Genomic DNA, 24,314 nt, shown 5'->3' with positions numbered 1-24,314 from the left:
ACCCATTACCTCAGCGGATCGGCGGTGCGTAGTGCAGGCCGCCGTTGTTCCACAGGTTGTTCACGCCGCGCGGGATGCCGATCGGGGTGATGTTCCGCTCGTACATCTCGGCGTAGTTGCCGACCTGGCGGATGATGCGCACCGCCCAGTCGTTCTCGAGGCCCATGGACCGGCCCAGGTCGCCTGTCCGACCGACGAGGCGCTGGATGTCCGGGTTGGTGGTGGTGCGGGCGATCTCCTCGACGTTGCCGCTATTCAGGCCCATCTCCTCCGCGGCGATCTGGGCGAACAGGGACCAGCGCACGATGTCGAAGAAGCGCCAGTCACCCTTGCGGACCGCCGGGCCGAGCGGCTCCTTCGAGATGATCTCGGGCAGCAGGACGAACTCGTTCGCATCCGTCGTGCGCGTGGCGCGGAAGGAGGCGAGCGAGGAGGCGTCGTTGGTGTAGGCGTCGCAGCGGCCGGCGACGAAGGCGGCGCGGATTTCCTCCGCCTGCTCGATCACCACGGGGGTGAAGCGCATGCGGTTGGTGCGGAAGTAGTCGGTCAGGTTGAGCTCGGTCGTCGTGCCGGGCTGGACGCAGACCGTCGCGCCGTCGAGCTGCCGGGCGGAGGTGATGCCCGAGGAGCGGCGGACCATGAATCCCTGGCCGTCGTAGAAGTTGATGCCGGCGAAGGCGAGGCCGAGCTGCGTCTCGCGCGCCATCGACCAGGTCGTGTTGCGCACCAGGATGTCGATTTCGCCCGACTGCAGCATCGGGAAGCGCTGCACCGTGGTGTTCGGCACGAAGCGCACCTTGGTGGCGTCGCCGAGGATCGCGGCCGCGACCGCGCGGCAGGTGTCGACGTCGAGGCCGCGGAATTCGCCGCGGCTGTCCGGCAGCGCGAAGCCCGGCGCGTTGACCGCGACGCCGCAGATGAGCTGTCCGCGCGCGCGGATGGCGGCGACCGTGTCGGCCGGGGCCTGCTGCGCCTCGGCCTGTCCGGCCCAGGCCAGCATCGCTGCCGCCGCCACACCCGCGATCCGGGTGCCCAGTTTGATCATTCTTCAGTCTCCCATTTGTCGTTCCAAGCCGTCCCTGCTGCGGCCGGCCCGAACGGGAGCATGCCCGCCCCCCCGGCACCCCGCCAAGGCCCTGCGTGTGCGCCGCGGCAGGCGATCAGCCGGCCGGGGACAGGATCGCGTCGGCCATCTTCTCGGCCGTCATCAGCGTCGGGAAATTGGTGTTCGCCGAGGGCACGACCGGGAAGACCGAGGCGTCGACCACCCGCAGCCCGGACACCCCCCGGACCCGCCCGGCGGCGTCGACCACCGCCATCGGGTCCCCATCCGCCCCCATCCGACAGGAACAGGAGGCGTGCCAGACGCCGATCGTCCCCTTGCGGATGAACTCCTCCAGCGCCTCGTCGTCCTCCATGACCTGGCGGAAGGTGAAGCCCTCCACCACGAAGCGGTCGATGAAGGCGCGGCGCAGCGCCGCCGGCCCGTCGAGGAACTTCGCGATGAAGGACGTGATCAGCCGGTTCTTGGTGTTCACCACGCCGATCCGCCGCACCCGGTCCGAATAGAAGGCCGGGAAGGGATCCGCCGAGACGGCGGCGAGCGGGGCGGAGAGGTTCAGCGCCGCGGCCAGCTTGAAGCCGATCATCAGCCGCTCGAGGTCGCGCCGGTCGGACAGCAGGTTGAACTCGACATCCGGATGCGCCCGCCAGTCGGTCGAGACCAGCCGCACCTGCCCCCGCTGGGAATAGGTCTTGTTCACCCAGGTCAGCATCGAGCCGACCTGCTCGCCCACCGCGTGCCACGCCGACTTGCTGGCCACCGACATGAACATGTCGCCCGGCGGCGCGCCCTCGATGCCCGAGGAGAAGCGCAGCCCCACCAGCATGTGCCGACGCAGCTTCGTCCGGTTCAGCCGCGCCTCGGGCTTGATGAAGGAGGACAGCGAGATGGCCGGGTGGTCCATCAGCCCCTGCCCCACCCCGGGCAGGTCGGCGCGGACCTCGATGCCGTGCTCCTTCAGATGCGCCGCGGGGCCGATGCCCGCGCGCATCAGATGCGCCGGCGAATGGATCGCACCGGTGCAGAGGATCACCTCCCGCCCGCGGAACGCCTGTTCCTGCCCCTTCACCAGGGCGCGGATGCCGGTGCAGCGCGTGCCCTCGAAGATCAGGCCCATCACCTGCGTGTCGGTGGACAGCGTCAGGTTCGGCCGCTTGCGCGTCTCCGCATCCAGGTAGCCGATCGCGGCCGAGACGCGCGTCTCGGTCACGTTCACCGTCAGAGGGAAGTAGCCGTCCTCGAAGGCGCCGTTCTGGTCGTCGAGCTTCTTGAACCCCGCCTGGCGGAAGGCCTCGGCCGTCGCCTTGGAATGCACCGGCCATTCGGCTTCGGGAATGCGGCGGACCGGGATGCGGCCCTCGCGTCCATGCCATTCATTGTCGAAGTCGAGGTCACGCTCGACCTTCTTGAAGTAGGGCAGCACCGCATCCCAGTTCCACCCGGCCGCACCACGCCGTTCCCACTCGTCGTAGTCGTGCGGCGCCCCGCGATTGGCCATCTGCCCGTTGATCGAGGACCCGCCGCCCAGCACTCGCGCCTGTTCGTACTTGCGCAGCGGCGGCCGGTCGGCATCGGGGTTGTTGTGGGAGACGACCTGCGTGCGGACCTTCAGCTCGGTCCAGTGGAAGCGCGGATCGAAATAGGCCTGGCCCGGATAGGTATCGAGGATCGTCGCCGGGACCTGGCCGGGCGGGGTGTCGGGGCCGGCCTCGCAGAGCAGCACCTTGTTGGCGCCGGGCGTGGACAGGCGATGCGCCAGCACCGAGCCGGCGGAACCGCCGCCGACGATGATGTAGTCGTACAAATCCGTTTCCCCCGACTGGTCCGGGGCGCAGAAGACCATCGACCGCAGCGGGGCGGAAGGGTCTCCGAGAGAGGCGCCGCCCCTCTCGGACTCTCCCCGCCGCGGGTTCCCAAGGACGTTGCCGTGCGACGTCCTTGGGGTCCCATCGGCCGAACGGCCTTTGGAAGCCCTTATCTGGCGCTAGGGAGGGCGGCCAGCGCCTCGGGCGGGGCGGACAACGCCGCCCACAGCAACGCCCCGGCTGTGATCGTCGCCGCCTTGAGTTCCTGCACGGGCACGACGGCGCGGGTATCGGCCGCCGTCAGCAGGTAGCGCAGCGCGCTGCCGGGCTCGTCGAATCCCGACACCAGCCGCGCCGCCGGAATCCCTTGCGCGGCGAAGTTCGCATGGTCGGAATTCGTCATCAGCGGCAGGTGCGTGCGCAGCGGCAGGCCGACCGCCGCGGCCGCGTCGCGCAGGAACGGGCCGAGCCCGGCGAAGCCGCTCGTCAGCGCCGTCAGCGACGACCCGCCCGCGATGGAATCGAGGTTGATGTTCACCGCCATCCGCGCCCGCCGCTCCGCCGGCAGCGCGGCCAGCCAGGCGCGCGAGCCCGCCAGCGCCCATTCCTCCGCGCCGAAGACGCACAGCGTCAGCCCGCGCGGGCAGTCCGGCACGAAGGGCGCGGCCGCGCGCGCGAGGCACAGCGCGGCGGCAAGGCCCGTCCCGTTGTCGATCGCGCTCTCCCCCAGCGGATGTCCGTCGAGATGCGCCGACAGCACCACGCGGTCCTCGCTGCGCCCGGGCAGGTCGAGCACCAGCGTCGGCGTCGTCGCCGCATGGTCCTCCCCGCGCAGCGTGACCCGCACGCGCCGGCCCTCGGCGAGCAGCGCCCCGGCCTCCGCGCTGATGCCGAGCGCCGGGATCCCCTCCCCGCCCCCACGCCCGCTCGACCCCGAGACCGGGCCCACGCCCGGTTCCGGCTGAACGATCAGGAAGGCGGCGGCGCCGGCCTCGGCCGCGGCGTTCAGCTTGACGCGCCGATGCACCGTCCAGGCCGCGAAGGGATATTCGTGCCGCGCCAGGACCGCGCGCCCCGCCGCCTCGCCATAGGCCCCCGGCGCCCCGCGCCCGCAATCGAGCGTGTCGAGCACGAGCCCTTCAGGCGGCGTCGCCGCCGCGCCGAGCAGCGGCGCGCAGGCAAGGTCGCGGCCGCTCGCGAGGTCGGTCAGTCGCGCCTCGTGGCAGGTCCAGCCGGCGTAGGGCGTCGGCTCATCGCTGACAGGCCCGATCGCCGCCATGCGTTCGGCCATCAGCGCGAAGCCGCGGGCGGCGCTCGCGCTGCCCTGCAAGCGTCCGCCGGTGTCGCAGATCGCCGCGAAATCCTCCGCCAGCGCGGCATCCGCGGCGACGCGGCCGAGAAAGGCGGCGAGCGTCACTGCGCGGTGATGCCGCGCGTGCGCGCGATCTCCCCGTAGCGGGCGACGTCCTGGCGGATGCGCGCCCCGAAGGCAGCCGGCCCGTCGCTGCGCGGGATCACCGCCAGCGCCTCGAGCCGCGGCGCCATGTCGGGCGCGGCCAGGACGGCTGGCATGGCGGCGGCGATCCTCTCGATGATCCGATCCGGCGTGCGCGCGGGCGCGAGCAACCCCCACCAATGCTCCGCCACCAGGTCGATCCCCTGTTCGCGGAAGGTCGGAATGTCGGGATGGCTGCGCATGCGCTCGGCCGACATCACGCCGAGCCCGGTGATCTGCCCTGAGGACAATTGCGGCGCGGCCGACGCCACGGTGACGAACACCGTGTTCAGGTTGCCCGCCGCGAGATCCTGGATCGCCGGCCCGCCGCCGCGATAGGGCACGTGCGTCAGCTGCGTGCCGGTGGCGATCTGGAACAGCTCCCCCATCATGTGCGAGGCCGCGCCGACGCCGCCCGATCCGAAGGTGTAGTGCCCGGGTCGCGCCTTCGCGAGTGCCGCGAATTCCGCCGCGTTGCGCGCCGGCAGGGACCGATGGCCGAAGATCAGCAGCGGCGCCGCGCCGACCATGACCACGGGGACCAGGTCCTTCTCGACGTCATAGGGCATGCGCGCCTGCAGCGCCGGCACGATGGCGTAGGGCAGGTCCGCGAACAGCAGCGTGTACCCATCCGCCGGCGAGCGCGCGACGACCTCGGTCCCGAGCATCGACCCCGCGCCGGACCGGTTCTCAACCACCACCGGCTGGCCGAGCGCAGCCCCGAGGCCCGGCTGGATCAGTCGCGCCAGCACGTCCGACGACCCGCCGGGCGCGAAGGGTACGACCAGGCGGATCGCCTTGTTCGGCCAGTCCGACTGCGCGAGCGCGGGGGCGGCGAGGACCGCCCCCGCCGCGCCCAGCAGCGCGCGTCGCCTCAGCCCTTCGGGCGCAGGCCGCACCAGTCGGCGATGAAGGTCGCGATGGTTCTCGTGCATGTGCGGAGGTCCTCGATCGAGGTGCGTTCGTCGAAACCGTGCGCCACTTCGCCCTTGGGCCCATAGCAGAGGCCGGGGAAGCCGAAGTAGAGCCCGTAGTAGCGCGCGTCGTTGACCGCCGTGGTGCGGCGTTCGGGCATCTCGCCCCCATGCACCGAAGCATGGGCGGCGGCGAGCACCGCTTCCGCCTCGCTGCCGGGCTCGAGCACGTAGGGGTCGGTCTGGAAGCCGGTCCAGATGATCTCGGGCGGGTTGTTCGCCATGAAGGCGTCGGTCTTGGCCGCCGTCTTCACGCAGGCCTCGACGCGCGCCATCGCTTCCTCGGGCGTCATGCCGGGCACGAGGCCGATGCGGCAATCCACCTCGCACCAGGCGGGGGTCGAGGACGCCCAGTCGCCGCCGCGGATGATGCCGGGGTTGAACTTGATCGGGTCCTTGATGTCCGCATACCAGGGGTTGGACTTCGCTTCCGCGTTCAGCACCTTGGTGTGCGCGTACAGCGCGTTGATCAGCGCATAGGCCGACATGATCGCGTTGGTGCCGTCCTGCGCGACGGCGACATGGACGGGCACGCCGCGCACGCGCAGGCGGAACCAGATCGTCCCGGTCTGGGTGCGGGTGATGGTATGGCCGGTCGGCTCGGGCACCAGCGCGGCATCGGCGCGGTAGCCGCGCAGCAGGGCGGCCAGCGCGCCGTTGCCGGTGCTCTCCTCCTCCGTCACCGTCTGCACGTAGACATCGGCGGCGGGCTCGAAGCCCGCGGCGCGGATCGCGTCCATGGCGAAGACCATGCAGGCGACGCCGGACTTCATGTCATGCGCGCCACGGCCGTACATCCAGCCGTCGCGGATGGTCGCGGAATAGGGCGGGTAGGTCCACATCCCGTGCGGGCCTTCCGGCACCACGTCGATGTGGCCCTGCAGGATCAGGCTGCGGCCCGTGGGGTTGGCGGCACGATGGGAGGCGACGACCTGGATGCTCGCGGCCGGATCGGCATCGACCATCGGCGCCATCTTCGGGTGGTCCGGCACATCGGCGATGGAAAAGCGGTCCACCGCATAGCCGCGCGTGGCCATCTGGCGCGCGAACCAGTCCTGCAGCGGCGCCTCGCGCCCGCGGAGGGAGGGGAAGCGCACCAGTTCCTGCAGGAAGGCCACCTGGCGGTCGAAATTCGCATCGATGGCGGCGAAGATGCTGTCGCGGGCCGCGGCGTCGGGCATGGGCGCTCTCTCTGTCCTTCAGTTCGGCGGACGCGCGAGCACCGCCGTGGTGTGGTTCACCGGGGAGGGATCGTAGACGACCCGGTCGCGACGACCAGCCCATGTGTTGCGGAGGAAGATCACGGGGATGACGCCCTTGTCCTCCTGCAGGGCACGCGCTGCCTGATGCGTCAGCACCTGGCGGCGCTCGGGGTCCATCGTCGTCAGCGCGAGGCGCAGCGGCTCGTCGATCGCGGGGTTGGAGTAGCGCTGCCGGTTGAAAGGGCCGAAGCCGAGGTCCGGGTTGCGCGTCGCCACCACCTGCCGCAGCGGGTTGATGGTCAGGTAGCTGCTGAAATAGGTCATGAAGAGCGAGAATTCGCGGTTCGTCGCCCGGGTGAAGAGGTTCGCCGGCGGCAGCGCCTGCACGGTGGTCTCGATGCCGACGCGGGTGAATTGCTGCGCCAGCGCCTGCAGCAGGTTCTGGTCGGACGGAAAGAACCCGTTCGGCCCATGCACCGTCAGCCGGAAGCCGTCGGGGTAGCCGGCCTCGGCGAGCAGCGCGCGGGCGCGGGCGATGTCGTGCGGCAGCGGACCCGGCGCCGGCAGGCGGTGCTCGGCGATCGGCGCGGCGAACTGGTCGGCGGGGCTGGCCTGGCCCTGGTAGAGCCGCGTCGCGATGGCCTCCCGGTTGATGGCGAGCGAGAGCGCCTCCCGCACCCGCCGGTCGGCCAGCGGATTGCCCGGCAGCGGGTTGCCCTGCCGATCGGCGACGAAGGGCGAGGTATCGCGCATCGAATCCGGGAAGAGGTAGACGTAGGTGACGCTGTCGACCTCGAACAGCGCGAAGCGCGGGTCGCGGCGGAAGGTCTCGACGTCCTGCACGGGCACGTAGTCGATGAGGTCCACCTCGCCGGCCAGGAGCGCCGCGCTGCGCGAGGCGGCCTGCGGGATGAAGCGGATCGTCACGCGGTCCCAGGGTTCCGGCGCGCCCCAGTAGGTCGGGTTGCGGGCGATCTCCATCCGCTCGTTCTGGGCGAAGGAGACGAGGCGATAGGGCCCGGTACCGATGGCGAGCCGCCCGCTCGTGAAGTCCGAGGTCGCCGGATTGTCCCCGTGGATGCGGCGGGAGAGGATGAACGGCGCCGCCATGTCGAAGGCCATCAGCGGGTTCGGCTCATGCGTGCGGATGCGGATCGTCGTCGCGTCGACGATGTCGACCGCGCTGATGACGCGCACCGCCGGCGTATAGAGCGCCGGGCTGTTGGGCACCGTCGGGATGCGCGCGAAGGTATAGGGTATGTCCGCGGCCTCGAGCGGCGTGCCGTCGTGGAAGCGCACGCCGGGGCGCAGCTTCACCTCCCAGGTCAGCTCGTCGATGGCCCGCATGGAGGTGGCGAGGCGCGGCTGCGGCACCGCGCGATTGTCGAGCTCGAACAGACGCTCATAGATCTGCATGAGCATCATCGTGTTGTTGGTGGTGTTGTGGAAATGCGGGTCCAGCGCCGAGGGCGGCGTCTGGACGCCCATGATCAGCGTGCGCTGCGCGGCGGCCGGCATGGCCGCGATCAGCGCCGCGAGCGCGGCGCCGAGCATTCGCTTCGGCATGGCTTCCTCCCAGCGGCAGGATCTGTCGCCCGCCGTCCGGTCAGCCTCCGGGGCCGCAGCCGCGGCCGTCAAGCATCGCAATCTTGGGTTGCCAAACATACCAACCGGTCGGTATGTTCCTCGTCATGGAAAGGACGCCGCGCCGCACCGGGGATGCCAGGGCCAGGCTGCTCGACGCCGCCCTCGTGCAGATCCGCACGCGGGGCTACGAGGCCACCTCGATCGATGACCTCTGCCGCGCCGCCGGCGTGACCAAGGGCGCGTTCTTCCACCACTTCCGCAGCAAGGAAGAGCTCGGCATCGCCGCCGCGGCACGGTTCCTGGAGTGGCTCGAGGCGCTGTTCGTCCGCTCCGGCTGGCGGGACCACGCCGATCCGCTCCAGCGCGTGCTGGCCTATGTCGACTTCCGGACGGCGATCCTGCGCGGCGAGATCCCGCACTTCACCTGCCTCATCGGCATGATGGTGCAGGAGACCTTCTCGACCCATCCCGCGCTGCAGGCCGCCTGCGAGGCCGGCATCCGCAGCCATCTCGCGCCGCTGGAGGCGGAGATCGAGGCGGCCTTCGCCTCCCATGGCATCGAGGGCGTCTCGGCGGCCGGGCTCGCCCTGCACATCATGGCGGTGATCCAGGGCGGCTTCGTGCTCGCCAAGGCCGCCGGCGGCCCGGCCCCCGCCATCGAATGCATGCACCACCTGCGCCGCTACATCGAATGCCTGTTCGCGGTGCCGGGCCAGCGGGAAGGAACCGGGCCATGACGACGATCTCGGCGAACCTGTGGTTCGCCAGCGAAGCCGAAGAGGCGGCGCGCTTCTACTGCGCGACGATCCCGGGTGCGCGCATGGGCGATGTCGTCCGCATCCCGCCGGGCGGCCCGGGGCCCGAGGGCGGCGTCCTGCTGGTGGAATTCAGCCTGCCCGGCACCTCGGTCCTCGCGATGAACGGCAACCCCGGGGAAGGCTTCACGAATGCGTTCTCCCTGGTTGCCCTCTGCGCCGATCAGGCCGAACTGGACCGGGTCTGGAACGCGCTTCTGGACGGCGGCCAGGCGCAGGCCTGCGGCTGGTTGAAGGATCGCTTCGGCGTCGCCTGGCAGGTGGTGCCCGAGGCCTTGCCGCGCCTGATGAAGGCCGGCGACGGAGCCCAGCGCGGCCGCGTGATCGCCGCGCTGATGCAGATGGTGAAGATCGACGCCGCCGCACTCGAGGCGGCGTTCCACGAATCCTGAAGCCGGGAACAAGGAGGAAGTCCGATGTATGTCGATGGTTTCGTGCTCGCGGTGCCGAGCGCGAAGAAGGACGCCTATCGCGAACATGCCGAGCGCTGCGCGCCGATCTTCAAGGAATTCGGCGTGGTGTCGATGGTCGAGTGCTGGGGCGACGACGTGCCGGAAGGCAAGCTCACCTCCTTCCGCATGGCGGTGAAGCAGGAGGAGAACGAGACGGTCGTCTTCTCCTGGATCACCTGGCCATCGAAGGACGTCCGCGACGCCGGCTGGAAGAAGATCATGGAAGACCCGCGCATGAAGATGGAGGGCGTCGACGCCCCCTTCGACGGCAAGCGCATGATCTATGGCGGCTTCAGCGTCCTCGTGAACGCCTGAGACGGAGATACGGCATGTCCATCACCCCCTATCTCTTCTACGAAGGCCGCGCCGAGGAGGCGATCGCCTTCTATGCGAAGGCGCTCGGCGCGACGACGGCGATGCTGATGCGCAACAGCGACAGCCCGCAACCGCCGCCGCCCGGCATGATGCCGCCCGGGTCCGAGCACAAGATCATGCACGCCGAGATCCGCATCGGCGACCTGCCCCTGATGATCTCCGACGGGCATTGCGCGGGAGCGGCGAAGTTCGCCGGCTTCGGCGTCTCCCTGCCCGCGCGCGACGCGGCGGAAGCCGAGCGCTTCTTCACCGGCCTGTCGGACGGCGGGGAGGTGCGCATGCCGATCAGCGCGACCTTCTTCAGCCCGGCCTTCGGCATGGTGCAGGACCGCTTCGGCGTGCTGTGGATGATCGGCGTGTTCCAGGACGCGCCGTGATGGGGGCCGCTGTCGATCCCGAGCGCGACCTGGTCTTCGAGCGTCTGCTCGATGTTCCCCCGTCCAAGGTCTGGGCCTGCTGGACGCAGCCTGCGTTGCTCGAGCAATGGTTCTGTCCGGTGCCCTGGCGCGCCACCGATTTCGATATCGACCTGCGTCCGGGCGGGCGCTTCAAATCGGTGATCCGCGGCCCGGACGGCGAGGCGATGCCGCAGAGCGGCTGCTTCCTCGAGATCGTGCCGGAGCGGCGCCTGGTGTGGACCGATGCGATGGAGGAGGACTACCGCCCCCGGGCGGAGCCCTTCATGTCGGGGACCCTCACCTTCGATCCGCAGGGCAGCGGCACGCTGTACCGCGCCGTCGTGCGGCACGCCGATGCCGAGACCCGCGCGAAGCACGAGGCCATGGGCTTCCACGAAGGCTGGGGCAAGGCGGCGGACCAGCTCGTCGCGCTCGCACGGACGCTGTGACGTCCATCCCACGGGCGCGTCCCGCCGGAGGCCGCCGGCCTCCGGCGGGATGGTCCGCGGTGGGCGCTTCGGTCAGTCGCGCGGCAGTGACGCGATCGCGTCCTGGTATGCCGCCGCGTCGAAGCCGACGAGCAACCTGTCTCCGAGGGCGAGGACCGGGCGCTTGATCATCGAGGGCTGGGCCTGCATCAGCGCCAGCGCGCGCGCCTCGGTCAGGCCTTCCTTGTCGCCGTCGGGCAGCTTGCGGAAAGTGGTGCCGCTGCGGTTGAGCAGCGTCTCCCACCCGACCTTCTTCGCCCACGCTTGCAGCGTCGCGGCGTCGATGCCCGCGGTCTTGTAGTCGTGGAAGGCATGCGCAACGCCGTGGGAGTCGAGCCAGGCACGCGCCTTCTTCATCGTGTCGCAGTTCTTGATGCCGTGGATGGTGATCGGCGTGGGCACGGGGCGTCTCCGGTGATTCGCTGGCCCAGGCTACGCCGTTTTCGCGGCCAGGGCCTCATGGGCGGCGGTCAGCCGCGCCAGCACCCGCGTGCCCGGATCGGGCGCGCCGAGATGGCGATGGCGCAGCTCGTCCATGAACGCCTCCCACAGCGCGGGTCCACCTTCCTCGAGCAGCTGTGCGCGGATCGCGAGATCGGGCGTCGTCGGCCTGTGCCTGCGTCCCCAGGCGCCGAGCTGCGCGAGCACAGGCAGCAACTGAATCCCCGCTTCCGTCAGGCTGTAGATGGCCTTCTGCCGATGCGTCGGGTCGTCGCGGCGCGTCAGCAGCCCGGCCGCGACCAGTCGCTTCAGCCGGTCGGCCAGGATGTTGGAGGCGATGCCCTCCGTCGACCCTTGCAGCAATTCGCGGAAGTGGCGCCGGTTCCCGAACATCATGTCGCGGATGACGATCAGGCTCCAGCGATCGCCGAGCGTCTCGAGCGCCAGGTTGATCGGGCAGCCGGAACGGTGCGGTTCAGCAATCGGTGATGGCGACGTCATACTGATTGCAAATTAGGATCGGTCAGAGCAGGAATCCACCGATTGCAAATAGCAAGCAGTTAAAGACTGGCGGGAGGAACCCATGGCCGACCTGGTCCTGTCCATCTTCACGAGCCTCGACGGGTACTTCGTCAAACCCGGCGGCGAGTTCGCCCCGCCGCCATGGTCGGACGAGGTCGAGCGCGAATGGTCCCTCGCCGCCCTCTCCCGCGCGAGGCACCTGATCTACGGGCGGGTGAACTTCCTCTTCAACAAGGGGTTCTGGAGCCCGGCGGAAACCGATCCTTCCAGCGTCGCCGCGCAGATCTCCTACGCGCCGCTGATGAACGGCCTGCCCAAGACGGTCGTCTCCCGCACGCTCACGGGCGATCCGGGCTGGAATGCCCGGATCGCGGGGCCCGACCTTGCCGCCGAAGTCGCGCGCCTGAAGCGCGAGGTCACCGGCGGGGACATCTTCGCCTTCGGCGGATCGAACCTCGCCAACAGCCTTCTGGCGCTGGATGTGGTGGACGAGTTCTGGCTGATGGTGACGCCGGAGCTCCTCGGCGCGGGCGAGCCCTTCTTCCGCAACGGTCGCCCGGGGGCGCGCATGACGCTCATCGACTGCCGGCGCCTCGAGGTCGGGTCGGTCATCCTGCGCTACCGCCGCGCGCGGGAGGGCTGATCGCCATGACGCTGACACTTCATGCCCACCCCTTCTCCGCCTACTGCCAGAAGGCGTTGGTCGCGCTCTACGAGAACGCGACGCCGTTCGCCTTCCGCATGGTGAACCTCCGCAACGCGGCGGATGCCGCCGCGCTGACGGCGCTCTGGCCATTCCGCAAGTTCCCGGTTCTCGAGGACGGCGCTGCGGTGATCGCCGAAGCCAGCCTCGTCATCGAGCATCTCGACCAGCGTCACCCCGGGTCGGTGCGCTTCATCCCGGAAGATCGGGATGCCGCGATGGAGGTGCGACTGATCGACCGCGTCGTCGACAACTACCTGCTCACGCCGATGCAGAAGGTGGTCCTCGATGCGATCCGCCCCGCCGGCGCGGGCGATCCCTTCGGCGTCGACCAGGCGCGCTCGACGCTGCAGACCGCCTATGCCTGGCTCGACGCGCGGATCGCGGGCCGCGACTGGGCGGCCGGCGCGTCCTTCACCCTCGCGGATTGCGGGGCGGCGCCGGCGCTGCTCTACGCCGACTGGACCCATCCGATCGATCCGAGCTTCGCGAACCTTCGCGCCTACCGCGCGCGGCTGCTGGCGCGACCGTCCTACGCGCGGGCGCTCGACGAGGCGCGGCCGTATCGCCAGTACTTTCCGCTGGGTGATCCGGGGCGGGATTGATCCCGACCCGCTTCAGGCCGCGAGCGGAAAGCGCCCCCGGACGTCGAGATCCAGACCGCTGTGGACGAGCGCGACCTCCCGCACCGCGATCCGGATCGGCATGACCCCCCCCGATGGCAGGGCCGTCGACCCGGACGCCAAGGTGATATGCGGCACCAGTCCTGCTGCGGGCCGGAGCCGCTGACGCGCCATGCGTTCGCCGAGCTCGGCATGCAGCGCCATGAGCGCGGGACTTTCGGCACGCAGGATCAATCGGAACGGATGGGCCCGCGTGCTCGGAGTCCGGATGCAGACGAGGTCCCGGCAGACGATGTCGAAGGATCGCGTCACGAGGCCGCGCGCCGCCCGCTCGGCTGCGAGCACAAGGCGGGGCGGCGGGCGCGCGCATTCACGCAGGAAATGCAGCGAGAGGTGATGTCTGCCGAAGCTCGTCCGCCGCCAGCCCGCACCGCCGCGGGCCGCCTGGAGACCGAGGTCTTCCAACGCGGCCTCCTCCGCAGGGCCCATCAGGAGGCAGAAATACAGGCGCGGAAGGCGCTTCAGCGGCATGTCGCCGAGATCCAGGGACGCTTGCATTGGCGCTCTGCCCTACCGCCCCCTCGATCGCGAGAATAGAACAAAATAGGAACTCTGTGCCGTGCCGCCAAGGCGCATGGCGGCCGCTCCTCCGCGCTACGCCACCAGCGGCGCGGCGATGGCCTTCAGCACCGCCATGGCGTCGCGCGGGGCGAGGCGCACCTGCAGCCCCCGCTGCCCGCCATTCATGTAAACAAGGTCGTGCGCGAGGGCCTGTTCCTCGATCGCGGTGCGCACCAGGCGCATCTGCCCGAAGGGACTGATGCCCCCGACCTTGTAGCCGGTGACGCGCTCGGCCTCGGCCGGCTTCATCATCTGCGCCGACTTGCCCCCGAACGCGGCGGCGAGGCGCTTCATCGACACCTCGTGGTCCGAGGGGACGATGACGCAGGCCGGCTTGCCGTCCACCAGCGCCATCAGCGTCTTGAGCACGCGGGCCGGGGATTCGCCCAGCGCCTCGGCCGCCTGCATCCCGATGCTGTCGGCATCCGGGTCATATGCGTAGGTGTGAACGGTGAAGGCGACGCCAGCCTTGGCCAGCATGGTCGTCGCCCGCGTGGCCTTCGACACGGTTCAGCGCGCCCGGTGCAGGAAGCAGCCGGGCACATGGTCGTCGACGATGCCGACGGCCTGCATCCAGGCATGGACGATGGTCGGGCCGACGAACTTGAAGCCGCGGCGCTTCAGCTCCTTCGAGGCACGCTCCGACAGCGGCGTCACGCTCGACCCGTCGCCGCGCACCGGCACGCCGCCGGTGAAGGACCAGCAGAACGCCGCGAAATCCTCGCCGGCCGCCTGCATCGCGTTGAAGATGCGCGCGCCCGCGATGGTCGCCTCGATCTTGGCACGCGACCGCACGATGCCGGGATCGGCCAGGAGCCGGACGATGTCCGCTTCATCGAAGGCAGCAACCTTCACCGGGTCGAAGCCGGCGAAGGCGGCCCGGAATCCTTCGCGCTTGCGCAGGATGACCGTCCAGGACAGGCCGGCCTGGAAGCCCTCCAGCATCAGGCATTCCCACAGCGCGCGGGCGTCGCGCACGGGCACGCCCCATTCGGTGTCGTGATAGTGGCGCTCGAGCGGATCGCGCTCGGCCCAGGTACAGCGGGTGACAGTGTCGGAAGCCATGCGGAGATGTTCGCATGATGTTCCGGCCGTGGCCAGCCTCAGCCGGCCGTGGGAACCGAGAGGTAGTCCACCGCGCACATCACCTGCAGCTTGAGCACGTTGATCGCTTCCTCGATCGTCACATGCTCGTTGTCCGTCCCCATGCTGAGCGGGGACGGGCCGCAGATCACCGCGGGAATGCCGCGCCAGCGCCAGTAGCGCGTGTCAGTGCCGCCCAGGCTGCACACGGGTGGCGCGTCCATCCCGAGCAGCGCGCGGGTATTGGCGCGCAGGATGCCGGCCATCTCGCCGAAGGGATCGGTGCTGCTGGCCGGATAGGAATGATCCTCGTTGACTGTCAGCGCGCAGCCGAATTCCGCGGCGAGCAGCGGCAGTTCCGCCCGGACGCGGTCGCGGTCGGGGCCCACGGGGAAGCGCATGTCGACATGCACCGTGCAGCCTGTCGGGATCTGCGTCGCCTTGCGCCCGCCCTCGATGATGCCGGCATTGACGGTGATGCGCAGCGCGTTGTCCGCGGCGCCCCGCCCGAGGATCGCGTCGGCCGCGGCGACGCTCTCGGGCGAGCGCAGCACGGCGGCGAACTCCTCGGGCATCTCCGCCAGCCGGCCATGGTAGCGGTCATAGAGCGCCTGCGTCGCGGCGACGACCTGCTGGATCGGATTGTTCGCGCGATGCGGATAGCCGCCATGCCCGCCCGGCCCGGTCGCGGACAGCGCGAAGCGCAGCGTGCCCTTCTCCATGAAGCGGAGATTGCCGAGGCCGCTGGGTTCCCCATTCAGGCAGCAATCGCCGGCGATGTCCTCGGCGTGGGTGTCGAAGAGGAACTTCGTGCCGTAGCGCCCGCCCGATTGCTCGTCCGAGACCACGGTCAGCGTCAGCATCCCGAACAGCCGGTCGCGATGCGGATAGAGCAGGCAATAGGTCAGGATCGACGCCAGCGTCCCGGTCTTCATGTCCGAGGCGCCGCGCGCGACGATCCGGTCGCCCTCGATCTCCGCCGCCCAGAGCCGGTCGTCCGACACCGGGAAGACATCCATGTGCCCATTGAGCACCAGGTGCCGACCGACATGGGGCGCATGCCAGCGGGAGAGGATGTTGGGCATGTCCTCCCGCGCCGCGACGGTGTGGTGCTCGAGCCCGAAGCGATCGAGGATGCCGCGCACGAAATCCGCCGCCTCCCGCGTGTCGCCCGGCGGGTTGACCGAGCGGATGCGCAGGAAGTCCCGCAGCAGCGTGACGACGTCGTCGCGCCGTTCGTCGATGTGGCGGCAGAGCGCGGCCTTCAGCCCCGCCGCGTCGCCCGCCCCGGTCATGCCGCCAGCATCGTCTGGCGGAAACCGAGCGCCTGCTCGATCAGACGCGCCTGCCCGAGCAGCGCCGCATCCCCGTGCGGCGGCCCGACGAGTTGCAGGCCGACCGGCAGGCCCTCCGCGGTCACGCCGCAGGGGATCGAGATCGCTGGGCAGCCGGTGAGCGTGATGACGAAGGTGAGGAACATCCAGTCGATATACGTCGTCAGCCGCTCCCCCGCGATCTCCGTGGGGAAGCGCTGCTCCACCGGGAAGGGCGGCACCGCGACGGTGGGGCAGACGAGCAGGTCGAAATCGTCGAAGAAGCGCGCCACTCGGTGGAACAGCGCGGCGCGGGCCCGCCGCGCCTCGATGATCTCCGCGGCGGTGAGCGTCAGGCCCTTCTCGATGTTCCACACGATGTCGGGGTTGATGCGGTCGCGTTCTGCCGGCAGCAGGCCGCCGCGGACATCCGCGAACAGCAGCGCGCGCAACACCTGGAAGGCGTCGATGGCACCGGAGAAATCCGGCGAGGCGGCCTCGACCGCCGTTCCCATCGTTGCGAACTGCCGTGCCGCCGCCTCGCAGATCGCTGCGACCTCGGGATCGACCTTCCGCAGCCCGAGATCCGCGCTGAACCCGATGCGCCGCGGCGGCCGGCCGCGCATCATGGCCGTCTGGTACCCCCCGACCGGCACGGGTCGTGACAACGGGTCATGCGGGGTCAGGTCCGCCATGGCGTCGAGCAGCAGCGCGAGGTCGGCCACGTTGCGCGCCATCGGACCATCGACCCAAAGGCTGTCGAAGGCCGGCAGCCCATCGCCGCGCGGAACCACGCCCGCGCTCGGCCGCAGCCCGACGACGCCGCAGAACGAAGCCGGTATGCGCAACGACCCGCCGAGGCAGGACCCGTTGGCGAGCCACACCTCATGCGCCGCCAGCGCCGCGGCAGCCCCGCCCGAGGAACCGCCCGCGGTGCGTCCGAGGTCCCACGGATTGCGCGTCACGCCCCAGACCGGGTTGAAGGTATGGCTGCCGGCGAATTCGGGGACATTGGACTTCGCGACCGGAATCGCGCCGTTCGCGCGCATCGTCGCGACCGTCCGGTCGTCCGTCGGGGCGACATGCTGCGCGTAGATCGGCGAACCGAGCGTCGTCAGCTGGCCGCCGACATCGTTGTAGTCCTTGATCGCGACGGGCAGCCCGGCGAGCCAGCCGGGATGCTCCCGCGCTTCGCGCCGGAATCCCTTCGCCTGGTCGCGCGCGACGTCGAGGAAGCGGATCGGCAGGGCGTTGACCCGGGGTTCCACCGCCGCGATCCGCGCTGCGGCGGCATCCACCATCTCGAGCGGCGAGACCTCGCCACGGCGCAGCCGCGCCACCGCCTCGGTCGCAGAGAGTTCCCACAATTCCATGGCGCGTCCTCCGGACCGGTCACGGCCGGCCATTGGCGCCACCATGTGCGAGCGTCAGGGACCGCGCAACCGCGAGCCTGGCCGCCTCACTCCCACTCGATCGTCCCCGGCGGCTTGGAGGTGATGTCGTAGGTCACCCGGTTGATCCCGCGCACCTCGTTGACGATGCGGTTCGCCACGCGGCTGAGGAATTCCATGCTGAACGGATAGACATCGGCCGTCATGCCGTCGGTCGAGGTCACCGCGCGCAGCGCGCAGGCCTGGTCGTAGGTGCGGCCATCGCCCATCACGCCCACGGTGCGCACCGGCAGCAGCACCGCGAAGGCCTGCCAGATCGCGTCGTAGAGACCCGCGGCGCGGATCTCCTCGAGGTAGATGCTGTCCACCTTGCGCAGCAGGTCCGCCTTCTCGCGCGTCACGTCGCCGGGGATGCGGATGGCGAGGCCCGGCCCGGGGAAGGGATGGCGGCCGACGATCTCCTCGGGGATGCCGAGCTCGCGGCCGAGCTCGCGCACCTCGTCCTTGAACAGGTCGCGCAGCGGCTCCACCAGCTGCATGCGCATCCCTTCGGGCAGGCCGCCGACATTGTGGTGCGACTTGATCGTCACGCTCGGGCCGCCGGTCGCGGACACACTCTCGATCACGTCCGGATAGAGCGTGCCCTGGGCGAGGAAGTCGGCGCCGCCGATCTTGTTCTGCTCCTCCTCGAACACCTCGATGAACAGCCGGCCGATCGTCTTGCGCTTCACCTCCGGGTCGGTGACGCCGGAGAGCTGGCCGAGGAACAGGTCCGACGCGTCGCGGTGGACCAGGTGGATGTTGAAGCGGTCGCGGAAGGTCGAGACGACCTGCTCGCTTTCGTTCGCCCGCATCAGCCCGTGGTCGACATAGATGCAGGTGAGCTGGTCGCCGATCGCCTCATGGATCAGCACCGCCGCGACCGAGGAATCGACCCCGCCCGACAGGCCGCAGACGACGCGGCCCTTGCCCACCTGGGCGCGGATCTTCGCGACCATCTCGGCGCGGAAGGCGCCCATGGTCCAGTCGCCGCGGCAGCCGCAGACCAGGTTGGTGAAGTTGCGCAGCAGCGCCGCGCCATGCGGGGTGTGCACCACCTCGGGGTGGAACATGGTGCCGTAGTAGTGGCGCTTGTCGTCGGCGATCAGCGCGAAGGGCGCGCCCTCGGAACTCGCGACGACGCGGAAGCCGGGGGGCAGTTCGGTGATGCGGTCGCCATGCGACATCCAGACCTGCTCGCGCGCGCCCTTGGCCCAGACCCCCTGGGTGATGGCGCAGTCGCCGGTCACGTCGACATAGGCGCGGCCGAACTCGGCGGCGTGCCCGCCCTCGACCGTGCCGCCGAGCTGATGCGCCAGCGTCTGCTGCCCGTAGCAGATGCCGAGGATCGGCAGGCCCGAGGCGAAGGCGTAGTCGGGCGCGCGGGGGCTTTGCCCCTCGGTGACCGAGGCCGGCCCGCCCGAGAAGATGATGCCCTTGGGGGCGAAGGCGCGGATGCGCTCCTCGGGGGCCTTGTTGAAGGGCCAGACCTCGCAATAGACCCCGGCCTCGCGCAGGCGGCGCGCGATGAGCTGCGTCACCTGGCTGCCGAAGTCGAGGATCAGGATCCGGTCGTGGCGGGGGGCGGAATCAGGAATCGGATCGGCCATGGCGGCGTGAAGCACACCGCCGCGTCGCGGGCAAGACTACCGCTCGCCGGCCGGGGCGGTCGCCGACAGCAGGCTCTCGATCGGATCCCAGACGAAGGCGGCCTGCTCGACCGGCTGGCCGCCGACGCGGATCATTTCCCGCGCCGCCTCCCGCCCGCCGATGTGCCGGTAGAACCAGCGCGTCGGATTGGCCCGCAGCACCCACAGCATGGCCGACCGGCAGCCCACGGCGCGCAGATGCGCCCCCATGGCCCGCATCAGCCGCCGCCCCGCGCCGCGTTCCCGCCAGTCCTCGAGGAGGTAGAGCGTCTCCACCTCCCCCTCCGCGAGGCCGGCGCGGCGCGCGCGGCCACCGGAGGCAAAGCCCACGACGGTCGAGCCCACGCCCCGGTCAGGCGCATCCGCCCCGCCGGCGACCGCGACGAAGACCGCATGTCCTTCGCGGCGATCGAGGATCGCCCGCTGGTAGAAGCCCGCGAGCCGCGCAGGGGACAGCGCCGCGAGATAGGCATCCGGGAGGATGCCCGCGTAGCTCGACCGCCACACCGCCGCGTGGATTTCCCCGATCGCCGGCGCGTCGGCCGGGCGGGCGCGGCGGATGCTGATCACGTCGCCCGCTCCAGCACCGCGCAGAAGAAGCCGTCGGTTCCCTGGTCACCCGGCGAGAGCGCCAGCCAGGGCCCGGCACAGGGCGCCGTCGCGCCCGGCATCAGCGCGGCCCACAGCCCGTCCAGCGGCGCCGGCTTGAAGCGCGGGTCGCGCGCCAGGAAACGCTCCATCTGCTCTTCGTTCTCCTGCGGCAGGAGTGAACAGGTAGCGTAGACCAGCCTTCCACCGGGGCGCACCAGTTCCGATGCGGTCGCGAGAATCTCATGCTGCACCGCAACGAGCTCGGTGAGGTCCTGCGGCCGCGTCCGGAGGCGCGCATCGGGGTTGCGCCGCCAGGTGCCGGTGCCGGTGCAGGGGGCATCGACCAGCACCCGGTCGAACGACCCGGCCCGCCGCTTGGCCCAGCGGTCGCCGGGAACGAACAGGTGCCGCTCGGCGTTGTCCACGCCCGCACGCCGCAGGCGCTTCGCCGCCCCTTCCAGCCGCGGGGCGGAGGTGTCGCAGGCGGTGATCCGGCCCCGGTTGCCCATGGTCGCGGCCATGGCGAGCGTCTTGCCCGCCGCCCCTGCGCAGTAATCCGCCACCCGCATCCCTGGCCGGGCGTCGGCGAGCAGGGCGATCAACTGGCTGCCCTCGTCCTGCACCTCGATCAGCCCGTCCTTGTAGGCCTTGGTGCCGGTGACCGGGCGGCGGGAGGGCAGTCGCAATCCCCAGGGCGAGAAGGGCGTCGGTTCGGTGGCAAGCCCCTCCCCCGCCAGCATGGTGGCGGCGGCCTCCCGCGTGGTGCGCAGCAGGTTGGCGCGCAGGTCGAGCGGCGCCTCCGCCTCGAGCGCCGCGGCCTCCTGCGGCAGCCGGGCCCCGAAGCGGGCCGTGAAGGCGGGCATCACCCATTCGGGCAGGTTCAGCCGGGCATGGTCCGGCATCGCCGCGTCGATCAGCGGGCGCCCGGCCAGCGACGCCGCGGCGCGCCGTTCCCCGGCATCGAGCGCGGCCGGCCCGTAGCGCGACCCGTCGAAGGCGGCCTCCGCCGCCTGGCGCGTCCGGCCATGGTCGTCCGCCCCCGCGGCGAGCACCATCTGGGCGAGCAGCAGCAGCCGCGGCGTCGGCGCCATGCCGATCCGCGCCAGGTGCCAGTCGAGCCGCAGCCGCTGCCGCACCACGCCCCAGGCGAGTTCCGAGACCGCGCGCCGGTCTCCTCCGCCGATGAAGCGGCGGGCGCGGAAGAAATCGCTCGCCACCGCATCCGCCGGGCGGCGGCGGGCGGTGGGTGCGAAGCATTGATCCTCGAGCGCCGCGAGCAGATCGATCGCGGCGGCGATGCGGGCGGACGGGGTCACGCGAGCAGATCGGCGAGGCTGGACAGGTCCGTCAGCGCGGGGATTCCCGCGGCGGCCAGGCCGTATTCGTCCGGCGCCCCGGTGCGGTTCACCCGGACGACACGCATGCCGAAGGCATGGGCCGCCTGCCCATCCCAGGCATTGCCCGAGACGAAGACGAGGTCGTCGGGCGGGCAGCCGAACTGCCGCGTGGCCAGCCGATAGACGCGCGGATCGGGCTTGAAGACGCCGACCTCCTCGACGCTGAGGATCTCATCGATCTGCTTCGCGAGGCCCGCGGCCTCCACGGCCGCAGCAAGCATGCCGGGCGTGCCGTTGGACAGGATGGCGGTGGTGATGCCCCGCGCGCGGATGGCGGCCAGCATCGCCGGCACCTCGGGATAGGCCGGCAAGATGCGGTAGGCCTCCATCAGGTCGCGTTCCAGCGCCGCGTCGGCAATGCCGTGCCGGGCGAAGACGAATGCGAGCGCATCGCGCGTGCAGAGCCAGAAATCCTCGTGATGCGCGGCGCCGGTCAGGCTGCGCACCCAGGTGTATTCCAGCTGCTTCGCGCGCCATTCCGCCGACAGCGCCGCCCATCGCGCGCCGAGGCGCGCGGCATGGCGCTCCATGGCGCCGTTGACGTCGAGCAGCGTTCCATAGGCGTCGAAGACGACCGCTTCCGGCGCGGGCATGATCGGACTCCGTTTCCGGCCCCGCAGGATGGCCGAGTATGATGCTATGCCTGAAGGGCTGCAGGTTCGCGAGTTCGTGACCGCGGTCGGACGACCTCAGTTCTCCGCGCGATAGTTGGGCGCCTCGCGCGTCACCGCGACGTCGTGCACGTGGCTTTCGCGCAGCCCGGCGCCGGTGATGCGGCGGAACCGCGCCTTCGACTGCAGCTCGGGGATGGTGGCGCAGCCGGTATAGCCCATCGCCGCGCGCAGGCCGCCGACCATCTGGTGCAGCACCGCGCCCACCGGGCCCTTGTAGCCGACGCGGCCTTCCACGCCCTCGGGCACCAGCTTGAGGCTGTCCTGCACCTCGGCCTGGAAGTAGCGGTCGGCCGAGCCGCGCGCCATGGCGCCGAGGCTGCCCATGCCGCGATACGATTTGTAGGAGCGGCCCTGGTAGAGGAACACCTCGCCCGGAGCCTCGTCGGTGCCGGCGAAGACGCTGCCCATCATCACGCAGTCGGCGCCGCCGGCGATCGCCTTGGCGAGGTCGCCCGAGGAGCGGATGCCGCCATCGGCGATGGCCGGAACGCCCTTCTCCCGCGCGGCGGCGGCGCTTTCCATCACGGCGGTCAGCTGCGGCACGCCGACGCCCGCGACGATGCGCGTGGTGCAGATGGACCCAGGGCCGATGCCGATCTTCACCGCATCCGCGCCCGCTTCGATCAACGCCAGCGCGCCTTCGGGCGTCGCGATGTTGCCGGCGACGACCTGCACCGAGTTCGACATGCGCTTGATCTTCTCGACCGCGGCCATGACGCCGTGGGAGTGGCCATGCGCGGTGTCGACCACCACCACGTCGACATCGGCGGCGACCAGCAGCTCGGCGCGGCGCAGCCCGTCCTCGCCGACGCCCGTCGCGGCCGCGACGCGCAGGCGGCCCATCGCGTCCTTCACCGCGTTCGGGTTGGCCTGGGCCTTGTCCATGTCCTTGACGGTGACGAGGCCGACGCAGCGATAGGTGTCGTCAACCACCAGCAGCTTCTCGATGCGGTGCTTGTGCAGCAGGGCGCGCGCCTGGTCGGGCGTGACGTCGGGGCTCGCGGTGATCAGGTTCTCGCGCGTCATGAGCTCATAGACGCGCAGGTTCGGGTCGGTGGCGAAGCGGACGTCGCGGTTGGTGATGATGCCGACGAGGCGGCCGGTGCCGCGTTCGGTCACCGGGATGCCGCTGATGCTGTGGCGCTCCTGCAGCGCGCGGACCTCGGCGAGCGTCTGGTCCGGGTGGACCGTCAGCGGGTTCACCACCATGCCGCTCTCGTACTTCTTCACCTGGCGGACCTGCGCGGCCTGCTCCTCGGGCGAGAGGTTCTTGTGGATGACGCCGATGCCGCCCGACTGCGCCATGGCGATCGCCATGTTCGCTTCCGTCACCGTGTCCATGGCGGCGGAGATCAGGGGGATGTTGAGCGAAATCTCCCGCGTCAGCCGCGTCCGCGTGTCGGTCTGCGCGGGCAGGACGGTGGAGAAGGCGGGAACCAGCAGCACGTCGTCGAAGGCATAGGCCTCCTCGAGCCGGATGACGCGCGAGGTGGGGGCCGGGGCCTCGGGGGAGGGCATGCTGTCGGGGGGTGCCATGGGGGGAAACCTTCTCGCGCGAGGGACTCGACGCGGCGGCGGGGCGATCCGCAACCTTGGCGGGGCCCCTTAGCCCCGAACCGGGGCGCGCGTCCAGCGCGGGCCACGCATGGCAGGCAGCGACGCGGGTCAGCCGGGCGGCGCAGCCTCGTTCGGCAGGCTCTGGTCCATGGCGAGCGCGGGCACCGCCTCGGCGCACCAACCGACCACGCGGGCCGGCACCCCGGCGACCGTGGCGCAGGGTGGGACGTCCCGCAGCACGACGCTGCCGGCGCCGACCTTGGCTCCCCGCCCGATCACCACATTGCCGAGCACCTTGGCGCCGGCCCCGAGCAGCACGCCGTCGCGCACCTTGGGGTGGCGGTCACCGCGGTCCTTGCCGGTGCCGCCCAGCGTCACGCCCTGCAGGATCGAGACGTCGTCGCCGACCACGGCGGTCTCCCCGATCACGACGCCGGTGCCGTGGTCGATGAAGACGCCCCGGCCGAAGCGGGCGGCGGGATGGATGTCCACCGCCAGGGCCTGGGCGACGCGGCTCTGCACGAAATAGGCAAGCGCCTGCCGCCCCTGCCCCCAGAGCCAATGCGCGACGCGGTGCCACTGCACCGCGTGGAAACCCTTGTAGTGGAGGAAGGGCGCGAGCGGCGCGCCGGCCGCGGCGGGGTCGCGCGCGCCGACGGCGATCAGGTCCGCGGCCGCGGCGGCGGCTATGTCCGGATCCTCGGCGATGGCCTCGGCCACCAGGTCCGACAGCCGGTCGCGGGAGGCGAAGGTATCCTCGAGCCGCAGGGCGAGCACCGCGGACAGGCCCTGGTCGAAGCAGGACCAGCGCAGCACCGCGGCATGCAGGAAGGGGGCGAGGAGCGGTTCCTCGCGCGCCGAACGGCTTGCCGCCGCCAGGAGCTGCGACCAGACGGTCGCGACCTCGATGGGCGGCGGGTCCTCGGGGCTGACCGCATCGGGGCATCCTGACATGGCGCCGTCTCCTCCTCGGGCCCGCGGGATATCGGTGCGGAGGGGCGACGATGGAAGGGGCGGTTTTTCCGCCTCGCGGGCGGCAGGCCGGACATGCAATGG

Annotated in this window: 26 protein-coding genes; 7 read left to right on the top strand and 19 right to left on the bottom strand. The window is 70.8% G+C overall.

The features are described 5' to 3' along the window. Positions 1 to 10: 10 nt before the first annotated feature. The 6 genes from GWK16_RS19770 to GWK16_RS19745 all read right to left on the bottom strand — a co-directional run bounded on the left by GWK16_RS19770 (position 11) and on the right by GWK16_RS19745 (position 8,105). Complete coding sequence (locus GWK16_RS19770) at positions 11 to 1,045, bottom strand: amino acid ABC transporter substrate-binding protein (protein ID WP_170055691.1); 1,035 nt, start codon at positions 1,043 to 1,045, stop codon at positions 11 to 13. Positions 1,046 to 1,160: 115 nt separating this feature from the next. Then, the gene (locus GWK16_RS19765; protein ID WP_170055690.1) at positions 1,161 to 2,867 is read right to left on the bottom strand and encodes a GMC family oxidoreductase; all 1,707 of its coding nucleotides are present in this window, start codon (positions 2,865 to 2,867) and stop codon (positions 1,161 to 1,163) included. Between the two features lie 170 nt (positions 2,868 to 3,037). Further along, positions 3,038 to 4,285, bottom strand: coding sequence for a M28 family peptidase (locus tag GWK16_RS19760; protein ID WP_170055689.1), 1,248 nt, complete (start codon positions 4,283 to 4,285; stop codon positions 3,038 to 3,040). After that, positions 4,282 to 5,298, bottom strand: a complete 1,017-nt coding sequence (locus tag GWK16_RS19755; RefSeq protein ID WP_170055688.1) for a tripartite tricarboxylate transporter substrate binding protein — start codon at positions 5,296 to 5,298, stop codon at positions 4,282 to 4,284. Before GWK16_RS19755 ends, GWK16_RS19760 begins: the two co-directional genes overlap by 4 nt. Further along, positions 5,238 to 6,518 (bottom strand): ArgE/DapE family deacylase, encoded by a 1,281-nt coding sequence (locus GWK16_RS19750; RefSeq protein WP_170055687.1) that lies wholly within the window; start codon positions 6,516 to 6,518, stop codon positions 5,238 to 5,240. Before GWK16_RS19750 ends, GWK16_RS19755 begins: the two co-directional genes overlap by 61 nt. A gap of 18 nt (positions 6,519 to 6,536) precedes the next feature. Then, positions 6,537 to 8,105, bottom strand: coding sequence for an ABC transporter substrate-binding protein (locus tag GWK16_RS19745; protein WP_170055686.1), 1,569 nt, complete (start codon positions 8,103 to 8,105; stop codon positions 6,537 to 6,539). 125 nt (positions 8,106 to 8,230) lie between these two features. Between GWK16_RS19745 and GWK16_RS19740 the strand changes: the two genes are divergently transcribed. Genes GWK16_RS19740 through GWK16_RS19720 form a run of 5 tightly spaced genes read left to right on the top strand, consistent with a single transcriptional unit; the run spans position 8,231 to position 10,615 of the window. Then, positions 8,231 to 8,863 (top strand): TetR/AcrR family transcriptional regulator, encoded by a 633-nt coding sequence (locus GWK16_RS19740; RefSeq protein ID WP_170055685.1) that lies wholly within the window; start codon positions 8,231 to 8,233, stop codon positions 8,861 to 8,863. Then, positions 8,860 to 9,333: a VOC family protein gene (locus tag GWK16_RS19735; RefSeq protein WP_170055684.1), complete on the top strand. Its 474-nt coding sequence runs from the start codon at positions 8,860 to 8,862 to the stop codon at positions 9,331 to 9,333. Before GWK16_RS19740 ends, GWK16_RS19735 begins: the two co-directional genes overlap by 4 nt. A gap of 24 nt (positions 9,334 to 9,357) precedes the next feature. Then, on the top strand, positions 9,358 to 9,708 hold the full coding sequence (locus GWK16_RS19730; protein ID WP_170055683.1) for a DUF1428 domain-containing protein: 351 nt from the start codon (positions 9,358 to 9,360) through the stop codon (positions 9,706 to 9,708). A 14-nt stretch (positions 9,709 to 9,722) separates the two neighbouring features. Continuing rightward, the gene (locus GWK16_RS19725; RefSeq protein WP_170055682.1) at positions 9,723 to 10,145 is read left to right on the top strand and encodes a VOC family protein; all 423 of its coding nucleotides are present in this window, start codon (positions 9,723 to 9,725) and stop codon (positions 10,143 to 10,145) included. Next, positions 10,145 to 10,615 (top strand): SRPBCC family protein, encoded by a 471-nt coding sequence (locus GWK16_RS19720; protein WP_170055681.1) that lies wholly within the window; start codon positions 10,145 to 10,147, stop codon positions 10,613 to 10,615. The genes GWK16_RS19725 and GWK16_RS19720 overlap by 1 nt, the downstream gene beginning before the upstream one ends. A gap of 72 nt (positions 10,616 to 10,687) precedes the next feature. On the opposite strand, the gene GWK16_RS19715 is transcribed toward GWK16_RS19720, so the two are convergent. Continuing rightward, on the bottom strand, positions 10,688 to 11,056 hold the full coding sequence (locus GWK16_RS19715) for an ArsC family reductase (protein ID WP_338144520.1): 369 nt from the start codon (positions 11,054 to 11,056) through the stop codon (positions 10,688 to 10,690). A 30-nt stretch (positions 11,057 to 11,086) separates the two neighbouring features. Beyond that, positions 11,087 to 11,596, bottom strand: coding sequence for a winged helix-turn-helix transcriptional regulator (locus GWK16_RS19710; RefSeq protein WP_211187583.1), 510 nt, complete (start codon positions 11,594 to 11,596; stop codon positions 11,087 to 11,089). An 82-nt stretch (positions 11,597 to 11,678) separates the two neighbouring features. Here GWK16_RS19710 and GWK16_RS19705 point away from each other — a divergent pair, with 82 nt between their 5' ends. Both GWK16_RS19705 and GWK16_RS19700 read left to right on the top strand, forming a co-directional pair. Next, positions 11,679 to 12,260: a dihydrofolate reductase family protein gene (locus tag GWK16_RS19705; RefSeq protein WP_170055680.1), complete on the top strand. Its 582-nt coding sequence runs from the start codon at positions 11,679 to 11,681 to the stop codon at positions 12,258 to 12,260. 5 nt (positions 12,261 to 12,265) lie between these two features. Further along, positions 12,266 to 12,925, top strand: coding sequence for a glutathione S-transferase family protein (locus GWK16_RS19700; RefSeq protein ID WP_170055679.1), 660 nt, complete (start codon positions 12,266 to 12,268; stop codon positions 12,923 to 12,925). Positions 12,926 to 12,937: 12 nt separating this feature from the next. On the opposite strand, the gene GWK16_RS19695 is transcribed toward GWK16_RS19700, so the two are convergent. The 11 genes from GWK16_RS19695 to cysE all read right to left on the bottom strand — a co-directional run bounded on the left by GWK16_RS19695 (position 12,938) and on the right by cysE (position 24,212). Continuing rightward, positions 12,938 to 13,474, bottom strand: coding sequence for a 2'-5' RNA ligase family protein (locus tag GWK16_RS19695; protein ID WP_170055678.1), 537 nt, complete (start codon positions 13,472 to 13,474; stop codon positions 12,938 to 12,940). Between the two features lie 123 nt (positions 13,475 to 13,597). Continuing rightward, the gene (gene ybaK / locus GWK16_RS19690) at positions 13,598 to 14,071 is read right to left on the bottom strand and encodes a Cys-tRNA(Pro) deacylase (protein WP_170055677.1); all 474 of its coding nucleotides are present in this window, start codon (positions 14,069 to 14,071) and stop codon (positions 13,598 to 13,600) included. Between the two features lie 3 nt (positions 14,072 to 14,074). Continuing rightward, positions 14,075 to 14,629, bottom strand: coding sequence for a DNA-3-methyladenine glycosylase I (locus tag GWK16_RS19685; RefSeq protein ID WP_170055676.1), 555 nt, complete (start codon positions 14,627 to 14,629; stop codon positions 14,075 to 14,077). Between the two features lie 38 nt (positions 14,630 to 14,667). Next, a complete protein-coding gene (locus GWK16_RS19680; RefSeq protein ID WP_170055675.1) occupies positions 14,668 to 15,942 on the bottom strand; it encodes a M20/M25/M40 family metallo-hydrolase in 1,275 nt (424 codons plus the stop codon). Further along, positions 15,939 to 17,333, bottom strand: coding sequence for an amidase (locus GWK16_RS19675; protein ID WP_170055674.1), 1,395 nt, complete (start codon positions 17,331 to 17,333; stop codon positions 15,939 to 15,941). The genes GWK16_RS19680 and GWK16_RS19675 overlap by 4 nt, the downstream gene beginning before the upstream one ends. 86 nt (positions 17,334 to 17,419) lie before the next feature. Beyond that, complete coding sequence (gene guaA, locus GWK16_RS19670; RefSeq protein WP_170055673.1) at positions 17,420 to 19,000, bottom strand: glutamine-hydrolyzing GMP synthase; 1,581 nt, start codon at positions 18,998 to 19,000, stop codon at positions 17,420 to 17,422. A gap of 36 nt (positions 19,001 to 19,036) precedes the next feature. After that, the gene (locus GWK16_RS19665; protein ID WP_170055672.1) at positions 19,037 to 19,609 is read right to left on the bottom strand and encodes a GNAT family N-acetyltransferase; all 573 of its coding nucleotides are present in this window, start codon (positions 19,607 to 19,609) and stop codon (positions 19,037 to 19,039) included. Further along, positions 19,606 to 20,946, bottom strand: a complete 1,341-nt coding sequence (locus GWK16_RS19660; protein WP_170055671.1) for a methyltransferase domain-containing protein — start codon at positions 20,944 to 20,946, stop codon at positions 19,606 to 19,608. Before GWK16_RS19660 ends, GWK16_RS19665 begins: the two co-directional genes overlap by 4 nt. After that, positions 20,943 to 21,620, bottom strand: coding sequence for a haloacid dehalogenase type II (locus GWK16_RS19655; RefSeq protein WP_170055670.1), 678 nt, complete (start codon positions 21,618 to 21,620; stop codon positions 20,943 to 20,945). The genes GWK16_RS19660 and GWK16_RS19655 overlap by 4 nt, the downstream gene beginning before the upstream one ends. 96 nt (positions 21,621 to 21,716) lie before the next feature. Next, a complete protein-coding gene (gene guaB / locus GWK16_RS19650; protein WP_408903926.1) occupies positions 21,717 to 23,237 on the bottom strand; it encodes an IMP dehydrogenase in 1,521 nt (506 codons plus the stop codon). Positions 23,238 to 23,366: 129 nt separating this feature from the next. Further along, a complete protein-coding gene (gene cysE / locus GWK16_RS19645) occupies positions 23,367 to 24,212 on the bottom strand; it encodes a serine O-acetyltransferase (RefSeq protein WP_170055669.1) in 846 nt (281 codons plus the stop codon). Between the last annotated feature and the right edge of the window lie 102 nt (positions 24,213 to 24,314).

It is taken from the genome of Neoroseomonas marina, assembly GCF_012927745.1.
In the GTDB taxonomy this organism is placed as follows: Bacteria; Pseudomonadota; Alphaproteobacteria; order Acetobacterales; family Acetobacteraceae; genus Neoroseomonas; species Neoroseomonas marina.
The sequence above is the reverse complement of the archived record's forward strand: the minus strand, read 5'-3'. Positions and strand labels throughout refer to the sequence as shown.

Excerpts from the sequence above, each read along its gene's own strand:
- GWK16_RS19770 (WP_170055691.1), bottom strand. The coding sequence starts at position 1,045 with ATGATCAAACTGGGCACCCGGATCGCGGGTGTGGCGGCGGCAGCGATG.
- GWK16_RS19755 (WP_170055688.1), bottom strand. The coding sequence starts at position 5,298 with ATGCACGAGAACCATCGCGACCTTCATCGCCGACTGGTGCGGCCTGCG.
- GWK16_RS19750 (WP_170055687.1), bottom strand. The coding sequence starts at position 6,518 with ATGCCCGACGCCGCGGCCCGCGACAGCATCTTCGCCGCCATCGATGCG.
- GWK16_RS19745 (WP_170055686.1), bottom strand. The coding sequence starts at position 8,105 with ATGCCGAAGCGAATGCTCGGCGCCGCGCTCGCGGCGCTGATCGCGGCC.
- GWK16_RS19740 (WP_170055685.1), top strand. The coding sequence starts at position 8,231 with ATGGAAAGGACGCCGCGCCGCACCGGGGATGCCAGGGCCAGGCTGCTC.
- GWK16_RS19735 (WP_170055684.1), top strand. The coding sequence starts at position 8,860 with ATGACGACGATCTCGGCGAACCTGTGGTTCGCCAGCGAAGCCGAAGAG.
- GWK16_RS19730 (WP_170055683.1), top strand. The coding sequence starts at position 9,358 with ATGTATGTCGATGGTTTCGTGCTCGCGGTGCCGAGCGCGAAGAAGGAC.
- GWK16_RS19725 (WP_170055682.1), top strand. The coding sequence starts at position 9,723 with ATGTCCATCACCCCCTATCTCTTCTACGAAGGCCGCGCCGAGGAGGCG.
- GWK16_RS19720 (WP_170055681.1), top strand. The coding sequence starts at position 10,145 with ATGGGGGCCGCTGTCGATCCCGAGCGCGACCTGGTCTTCGAGCGTCTG.
- GWK16_RS19710 (WP_211187583.1), bottom strand. The coding sequence starts at position 11,596 with ATGACGTCGCCATCACCGATTGCTGAACCGCACCGTTCCGGCTGCCCG.
- GWK16_RS19705 (WP_170055680.1), top strand. The coding sequence starts at position 11,679 with ATGGCCGACCTGGTCCTGTCCATCTTCACGAGCCTCGACGGGTACTTC.
- GWK16_RS19700 (WP_170055679.1), top strand. The coding sequence starts at position 12,266 with ATGACGCTGACACTTCATGCCCACCCCTTCTCCGCCTACTGCCAGAAG.
- GWK16_RS19695 (WP_170055678.1), bottom strand. The coding sequence starts at position 13,474 with ATGCCGCTGAAGCGCCTTCCGCGCCTGTATTTCTGCCTCCTGATGGGC.
- GWK16_RS19685 (WP_170055676.1), bottom strand. The coding sequence starts at position 14,629 with ATGGCTTCCGACACTGTCACCCGCTGTACCTGGGCCGAGCGCGATCCG.
- GWK16_RS19680 (WP_170055675.1), bottom strand. The coding sequence starts at position 15,942 with ATGACCGGGGCGGGCGACGCGGCGGGGCTGAAGGCCGCGCTCTGCCGC.
- GWK16_RS19675 (WP_170055674.1), bottom strand. The coding sequence starts at position 17,333 with ATGGAATTGTGGGAACTCTCTGCGACCGAGGCGGTGGCGCGGCTGCGC.
- guaA (WP_170055673.1), bottom strand. The coding sequence starts at position 19,000 with ATGGCCGATCCGATTCCTGATTCCGCCCCCCGCCACGACCGGATCCTG.
- GWK16_RS19655 (WP_170055670.1), bottom strand. The coding sequence starts at position 21,620 with ATGCCCGCGCCGGAAGCGGTCGTCTTCGACGCCTATGGAACGCTGCTC.
- guaB (WP_408903926.1), bottom strand. The coding sequence starts at position 23,237 with ATGGCACCCCCCGACAGCATGCCCTCCCCCGAGGCCCCGGCCCCCACC.
- cysE (WP_170055669.1), bottom strand. The coding sequence starts at position 24,212 with ATGTCAGGATGCCCCGATGCGGTCAGCCCCGAGGACCCGCCGCCCATC.